This window comes from Solemya elarraichensis gill symbiont (genome assembly GCF_002021095.1).
Lineage (GTDB): Bacteria > Pseudomonadota > Gammaproteobacteria > Chromatiales > Chromatiaceae.
In genome coordinates this window covers 1-4,970 of the sequence record NZ_MPRK01000135.1, presented here as the reverse complement: position 1 = coordinate 4,970, position 4,970 = coordinate 1, and the positions used below count along the sequence as shown (strand labels likewise).

Genomic DNA, 4,970 nt, shown 5'->3' with positions numbered 1-4,970 from the left:
ACAAGTGCCTCAATCCGTGCCCGGTTGATATCGATTTTGGCGAAGTCACCACGCGCATGCGTAAAATTCTCGTCAATCGCGGCCAGAAACGCACCAGCCTCGGGGCTAAGGCTGCGATGGCATTTCTCAACACCACCAACCCGGGCACTGTACGCTTCCTGCGTACAACACTGGGCAAGTGGGGATTTCGCGGACTCAATGCCGGGCATACAATGGCGCGCCTGACTGGCATCGTCAGCAAAACACCGCCGCTACCGAAAGCGACAACAGAGAAAGCAACAGTAACAGAACAGGTGATCGAACTGGTACGCAGGCCGATCCGTGTTGACCTGCCCAAAAAGGGCTTTCGTGAAGCTCTGCGCCTTGAAGACAAGACGCAAGTACCCATCATCTCCGATCCTAATCAGAACGGAGATGGTGATGCTGTTTTCTATTTTCCCGGATGTGGTTCAGAACGTCTGTTTTCTGATATCGGACTGGCAACCATCGCCATGCTGCATAAAACCGGCGCACAAACGGTTCTGCCTCCCGGTTATATCTGCTGTGGCTATCCGCAGACATCTGCAGGACTCGCAGATCAGGGGCAGCGCATCACGACAGAAAATCGCGTACTCTTCCACCGTATCGCCAACACCCTCAACTATCTTGATATCAAGACAGTGGTTGTCTCTTGCGGCACCTGCATGGACCAACTGCTGAAATATGAGTTTGAAAAAATCTTCCCCGGTTGTCGCCTGCTGGATATTCACGAATACCTGTTGGAAAAAGACATATCACTGAACGGATCCACCGGACGCAAGTATCTCTACCATGAGCCTTGCCACAACCCGATGAAGAAGTATCCCTCACTCAAGGTCGCAGGCGACCTCACCGGCAGTGAAGTGCAAATGTCGGATCGCTGCTGTGGTGAATCCGGAACCCTTGGCGTCAGCCGTCCGGACATCGCCAGCCAGTTACGCTTCCGCAAATCGGAGGAACTTCTCAAAGGCGTCACGAGTCTGACAGGAAAGGAACGCACCGATGTACAGGAGAGCAAGTTACTCACCTCCTGTCCTGCCTGCTTGCAGGGTCTGGCGAAATACCAGGATGAGACCGGTCTCAAGGCCGATTACATCGTCATCGAGATGGCCAACAAGCTGCTTGGAGACAACTGGCAGATGAAGTTTATTGATGGCCTGCAGAAAGATGGTATCGAACGCGTTCTGCTCTAGTTATCGCATTCCCGGGGAGAATCCTATGCGTACACTGCTTGCAGTCCTTCTACTTGCCATCCTGCCGTTCGTCGGCAATACAGTGGCTGAAACAAGTGACGCCTATAATCGTGTTCGCCTGAGCGCCGAAGCTGCCCAGGAGATTGAAAACGACCTGCTGGTTGCAGAACTCTACGCTGAATTCCAGGCCGGCAATGCTGCGCATGCGGCAAAGGAGGTCAACAAGGCGATCAACTGGGCTGTAGATGAAGCAAAAAAGATTGACGGCATCGAGGTGCGCACACTCGACTACCGTACCAGTGCCGTTTACGACAAAACGCGTATCAAGGGATGGCGCGCTTCCCAGTCACTGCACCTCGAATCTGGCGATAGCGAAAAACTCGGTGAGTTAATCGCGGTACTGCAGGAAAAGCTGGCAATGCGGAATCTTGGTTACCAGGTATCCAGAAGCGCTAAAGATGCGGCCCTGAAAAAACTGACCGATGAAGCGATACTGGCATTCCGCCAGCGCGCACGGCAGAGTGCCAGCGCATTCGGTTTTGAAGACTTTCGAATTGTCGATGTCTCGATCAACAATGGCAATGTACCTCCGCCCGTTCCCTACTTGCGTGGAAATATGATGGCCATGGAAGCGAAGGCAGCACCAGCAGCCATCGAGGCTGGCAGCAGCACTCTCACGGTCAGTGTCAGTGGCACAATTGAGCTCTTTTGCAACAAAACACTCGGTGGCTACCGCTGTATCCAGGCAAGCACTGACTAGTATGTGACGCTTCGCGTCAATGAATGTTGAAAGCGCGCGGTGGCGCGCACGGGCGCCAATAACGGAGAATCCTCCCTGTTCTGGTGCGGTGCAAATGCAGGAGACCCTGAATAGTTAACCAACCGTCCCCATCTGAGCAATACGTTGCGACCCATCTGTATCCGGCGTATCGAAGCGGGAAATAGAAGATTGTGCCTGCTGCACAAGTTCTGCTCGTTGTTCTTCATCGAACAACTCAAGCGCAGAACTGAATTCATCTTCGGGCGCGCCTAGCAACACAGCAACCAGCTCATCCTCTAGGATCAGTGAAGCAGGATCGAGCAGGTCTGCGACCAGTGCATGTTCACACAGGCGAAAATGGTTGCTCCTGGCGAGTTCCTCGTCTGCAAACTCCTTAAGCGCCATCGGGTCATCCCCGGCTGATCGGCGAATCACCTGCATGATGATATTGATCATTTCGGATATTGCCGACTTGTTACCTGCCTGGTCATCCGCCAGTGTGCAGGCCTTTTCATACGCCTTGTCGAATTCGCCCTTGAGATCGAGAATTCGTTGTGACTCCTCGTTGGGCTTGAGATTGATTACAGACTCAATCAGCTTGCGCAGGCCTGTAATGAACTCCAGTAACTCCTCGTGATCCTGGCGCTGGGCGTCCAGCAGGGCGTCATCCTCGTAATCGAGAATCGGTCTCGGAAACATGGGGTTATCCAGTTTGCGCATGAAGTGCCGCTCGTGACGGCCAGGCCTGGTACTGAAAGGAACGCGTGGAGACATAAATCAAACAAAGCAGTTAACGAATTGTCACATTCTACTTGATTACAGGCCCTCATCGCCCGACAATGCGCTATTCGCACACAAACCGTAAAGAAAATGCAAGATTATCAGCGCAGCTTTCTCAAATTCGCCCTCGACAAAGAGGTTCTTCGCTTTGGTGAATTCACCCTGAAATCAGGCCGTCTGAGCCCCTACTTTTTCAACACCGGGCTCTTCAATACTGGCGTCAGTCTTGCCGAACTCGGGCGTTACTATGCGCAGACGATCGTCGACAGCGGCATCCAGTTTGACGTGCTTTACGGCCCGGCCTACAAGGGCATTCCCCTGGCAGCTGTTACCGCTGCTGCACTTGCAGACAATCATGATATCGACGTCGCTTACGCCTTTAATCGCAAAGAGGCAAAAGACCATGGCGAAGGCGGTATTATCGTCGGCCACCCCCTGGAAGGACGCGTTCTCATCATTGACGATGTTATCTCGGCTGGCACCTCCGTGCGTGAATCGGTCGAAATCATTCGCGCACAGAATGCGGAACCCGCCGGTGTTGTGATCGCACTGGACCGCCAGGAACGCGGCCAGGGTGAGAAATCGGCCGTTCAGGAAGTTGAGTCTGATATAGGCATTCCTGTCAGTGCGATTGCTCATCTTGAAGATATGATTACCTTCGTCGAAGAGGCGCCCGAATACAATAGTTGGCTGAAACCGGTTCTCGCTTATTCTGAAAAGTACGGCGTCTAATCCATGACTGACCATCTCAACAGCGCCATTCTGCTTATCCATTGCCCTGACCGGCGCGGCATCGTACGCGCCGTGACCGATTTTATTTTCCGTCATGGCGGCAATGTCACTGCACTCGACCAGTATGTCGATGCGGAACAGGGTATGTTTTTCATGCGCGTCGCCTGGTCACTAGACCAGTTCGACCTTGAGCGAAATGATATTGATGTCGCTTTTGCAGATGCATTGGGCAGAGAGATGCAGATGGAATGGTCTCTTGAGTTTACCGACCATGTACAACGCATGGCACTGTTCGTTTCACAGCACTCACACTGTTTTTACGACATTCTTGCTCGTTACGAAACAGGCGAATGGCGCGTCGAAATTCCGTTGATCATCAGTAATCATGAAACCCTCAGACCCGCGGTTGAGCGTCTCGGTATCGATTTTCATTGCCTGCCGGTCAACAAGGAGAACAAGGCCCAGCAGGAGCAGAAGCAGCTCGAATTGCTGCAGCACTATGGTGTCGATTTCGTCGTGCTTGCCCGCTACATGCAGATTCTCAGCGAGGATTTCGTGTCAGCCTGGCCGCACAAGGTCATCAATATTCACCACTCGTTTTTGCCAGCCTTTGCAGGCGCTCGCCCCTACCACGCCGCCTACGAACGCGGCGTTAAAATTATCGGTGCAACCAGCCACTATGTGACTGCCGATCTTGATGCCGGACCCATAATCGAACAGGACGTGGTACGTGTCAGCCATGAACACTCGATTGACGACCTGGTACGCAAGGGGCGCGACCTCGAGAAGATCGTTCTCGCACGTGCCATATGGCAACACCTGCAGCACAGGGTTCTCGCCTATCGGAATAGAACTATCGTTTTCTGATCAGTAGATACCGGGTAATATTACCATCCAGTTAGTATTGCGAATCATTCTCATTTGCAGTAAGATGCCCCCCATTGAGTGAACAAACTATCCTGGGGAACATCGAAAATGAATATGGCCAAGGCCCTCTTCGCTGTCGCTATCCTGCTGCTCGGCAGCAACGCAAGCATGGCTGCAAGCGAAGAAGTTAACCTCTACTCTGCACGCAAAGAGGCGCTGATCAAGCCGCTTCTTGATCAATTCACCCAAGAAACCGGCATTACAGTCAACCTGGTCACGGGCAAGGCCGACGCCCTGCTCAAGCGCCTTGAGACAGAAGGCATCAACTCACCAGCTGACCTGCTGATCACCACGGATGCAGGACGACTGCATCGCGCACAAGCTGCAGACCTGTTGCAAAAAGTGAATTCGGACAAACTTGAGCAACGCATTCCTGTCCACCTGAGAAATTCCGAGGGATTCTGGTATGGCCTGTCAGTACGCGCCCGCCCGATTTTTTATGCCAAGGATCGCGTTAAGCCGGAGGAACTCTCTACCTACGAAGCACTGACCGATGAGAAATGGAAAGGACGTATCTGCATTCGCTCCTCAAGCAATATCTACAATCAATCACTGGTCGC

Annotated in this window: 6 protein-coding genes; 5 read left to right on the top strand and 1 reads right to left on the bottom strand. The window is 52.8% G+C overall.

The genetic code is table 11. The annotated features are described in order from the left end of the window. The coding region (locus tag BOW51_RS07505) for a DUF3400 domain-containing protein (RefSeq protein ID WP_135568134.1) at window positions 1-1,211 on the top strand (1,211 nt) is incomplete at its 5' end. A 25-nt stretch (window positions 1,212-1,236) separates the two neighbouring features. Continuing rightward, a complete protein-coding gene (locus BOW51_RS07500) occupies window positions 1,237-1,971 on the top strand; it encodes an SIMPL domain-containing protein (RefSeq protein WP_167367271.1) in 735 nt (244 codons plus the stop codon). Window positions 1,972-2,085: 114 nt separating this feature from the next. Here the strand turns inward: BOW51_RS07500 and BOW51_RS07495 are convergent, their stop codons facing one another. After that, a complete protein-coding gene (locus tag BOW51_RS07495) occupies window positions 2,086-2,691 on the bottom strand; it encodes a hypothetical protein (RefSeq protein ID WP_135568133.1) in 606 nt (201 codons plus the stop codon). A gap of 150 nt (window positions 2,692-2,841) precedes the next feature. Here BOW51_RS07495 and pyrE point away from each other — a divergent pair, with 150 nt between their 5' ends. The 3 genes from pyrE to BOW51_RS07480 all read left to right on the top strand — a co-directional run. Beyond that, complete coding sequence (pyrE, locus tag BOW51_RS07490) at window positions 2,842-3,483, top strand: orotate phosphoribosyltransferase (RefSeq protein WP_078477139.1); 642 nt, start codon at window positions 2,842-2,844, stop codon at window positions 3,481-3,483. 3 nt (window positions 3,484-3,486) lie between these two features. After that, entirely contained in the window at window positions 3,487-4,350 is an 864-nt protein-coding gene (gene purU / locus BOW51_RS07485; protein WP_078477138.1) for a formyltetrahydrofolate deformylase, read from the top strand. Window positions 4,351-4,464: 114 nt separating this feature from the next. Continuing rightward, window positions 4,465-4,970 (top strand): extracellular solute-binding protein (locus BOW51_RS07480; protein WP_135568135.1); only part of this gene is annotated, 506 nt, incomplete at its 3' end.

Coding starts and splice junctions, on each gene's coding strand:
- BOW51_RS07500 (WP_167367271.1), top strand. CDS start 1,237: ATGCGTACACTGCTTGCAGTCCTTCTACTTGCCATCCTGCCGTTCGTC.
- BOW51_RS07495 (WP_135568133.1), bottom strand. CDS start 2,691: ATGCGCAAACTGGATAACCCCATGTTTCCGAGACCGATTCTCGATTAC.
- pyrE (WP_078477139.1), top strand. CDS start 2,842: ATGCAAGATTATCAGCGCAGCTTTCTCAAATTCGCCCTCGACAAAGAG.
- purU (WP_078477138.1), top strand. CDS start 3,487: ATGACTGACCATCTCAACAGCGCCATTCTGCTTATCCATTGCCCTGAC.